The 1,828-nt window shown below is 76.7% G+C and carries 2 protein-coding genes and 1 pseudogene; 2 read left to right on the top strand and 1 reads right to left on the bottom strand.

The features are described 5' to 3' along the window. Positions 1–450: C-terminal helicase domain-containing protein (locus tag J7523_RS20265; RefSeq protein WP_291890582.1), on the top strand; the 450-nt coding region annotated here is incomplete at its 5' end. A 47-nt stretch (positions 451–497) separates the two neighbouring features. Here J7523_RS20265 and J7523_RS20260 read toward each other — a convergent pair. Continuing rightward, on the bottom strand, positions 498–1,043 hold the full coding sequence (locus J7523_RS20260; RefSeq protein ID WP_291890580.1) for a TIGR03086 family metal-binding protein: 546 nt from the start codon (positions 1,041–1,043) through the stop codon (positions 498–500). A 114-nt stretch (positions 1,044–1,157) separates the two neighbouring features. On the opposite strand from J7523_RS20260, the pseudogene J7523_RS20255 reads away from it, so the two are divergent. Continuing rightward, a pseudogene (locus J7523_RS20255) lies at positions 1,158–1,828 on the top strand (hypothetical protein); the annotation flags it as partial.

The raw sequence follows: 1,828 nt of genomic DNA, 5'->3' as shown, positions 1-1,828 counted from the left end.
ACAGGACGCACGTGGCGCGACCCGCGCGCCGCGACCCCCGAGCGCCCGCTCGCGCCGGAGGACGTGCTGGTCGTCGCGGCGTACAACGCGCAGGTATGGACCGTGCGACGCGCGCTCGACGACGCCGGGTTCACCGGCACGCGGGTCGGCACGGTCGACCGGTTCCAGGGCCAGGAGGCACCCGTCGCGGTCGTGACGACCGCCGCGTCGTCGCCCGCGCAGGTGCCGCGCGGACTCGACTTCCTGCTCGACCGCAACCGGCTCAACGTCGCCGTGTCCCGCGGGCAGTGGGCCGCGTTCGTGGTGCGGTCCACGCACCTCACCGAGACGCTGCCGCGGCGCCCCGAGTCGCTCGAGCGACTGGGCGCGTTCGTCGGGCTGACGACGCGGTCGGTGGTCGCGCTGCCCGAGCCGGAGCCGGACGTGGAACCGGTGACGGCGCCCGCCTGAGCGCGTCGCCACGCCACACCCGGGTCAGGCGCCACGCCGCACCGGCGTCAGGCCACGCGCCCCAGCCGGGCCAGCACGCGAGTGGCCCGGTCGGCGCCCGCGGGCGCCGTGACGCCCTCACGGAACACGCCCATCCTGTAGGCGGTCTCACCGAAGGCGTCGGCGCTGCGCTCGACCGCGTCGAGCTCGGCGTCGGTCAGCTCGGTGGGCACGCCGGCCGCGCGCGCGACGTCCCAGCGGTGCACCACCATGTCGAACAGGTAGAAGTCCCGCAGGGTCGCGCCGACCGTCGTCGGGCCGAAGAACCCGTCGAACCCGTGCGCGACGAACGCGTCGTCCGCGAGCAGCGCGGTCACCGCGTCGGCGTGCGCGCGCCACGCGGCCGCCGGGTCGGCGTCGACGTCGGGCTCGGGGCCGAGGTCCGCGCCGTGCGTGCCGAGGAACTCGCGCTGGGTCCGCACGAGGTGCCGCACGACGTCGCGCGCGGACCAGCCCTCGCACGGCGACGGCGCGTCCCACGCCGCGGCGGGCACGGCGTCGACGACGACGCGCAGGGCGGAGTCCAGCCGGGCGTACTCGTCGCGCAGGTCCATGCGGGCGACGCTAGCGACGGCCACCGACACCCGCGCGGGCACCGCTCCCCGCGCGGGGCGCGCGCCGGCCACGTAGCGTCGAGACGGCCCGCACCCCCCACCCGGAGGTCGCCCGTGCCCGACCGTCAGCCCGACTCCTCGCCCCGCACCGAGTCCGCGACCGACCCCGACCGCGGGACCGCACCCGCACCCGGCGGCGACGACTCCGCCGCGCAGCCGCTCGTCCTCGTGCTGCACGGCGCGCGCGGCGACCTGTCGCGCCGCATGGTGCTGCCCGCCGTCGCGACCCTCGCGGCCCGCGGCCTGCTCCCCGACCGCTGGGCGCTGGTCGGCACCGGCCGCCGCCCGCTCGACGCGGGCGAGTTCGAGCAGGTGGTCCGCGACGCGCTCGACGAGTTCGGCGACGACGAGGGTCGCGGCGCGCTCGACGACGTGCTGTCGCACACCGCGTACTGCCGCGACGTCAGCCTGGACGACGACGACCCGGGCGAGCTGCCGGACGAGCTCGCGCGCCTGCGCCGCGAGCTCACCGGCGACGGCGGCGACGACGACGACGTCACGGTCGTCCACTACCTCGCGGTGCCGCCCGAGTCGTTCGTCCCGCTCACGCGCGCCCTGGCGCGCCACGACCTCACCGACGGCGTGCGCGTGGTCTACGAGAAGCCGTACGGCACGTCGCGCGACGACTTCCACGAGCTCGACGCCGTGGTGCACGAGGCGCTCGACGAGGAGCAGGTGTTCCGCATCGACCACTTCCTCGGCAAGGAGGCGACGCAGAACCTGCA

The organism is Cellulomonas sp. (genome assembly GCF_017744555.1).
GTDB lineage: Bacteria > Actinomycetota > Actinomycetes > Actinomycetales > Cellulomonadaceae > Cellulomonas.
Note: the sequence above shows the minus strand (reverse complement) of the source record. Positions and strands in the feature narration are given on the sequence as shown.

What these genes read in the sequence shown, in the direction of transcription:
- J7523_RS20260 (WP_291890580.1), bottom strand. Translation starts at nt 1,043, where the DNA reads ATGGACCTGCGCGACGAGTACGCCCGGCTGGACTCCGCCCTGCGCGTC.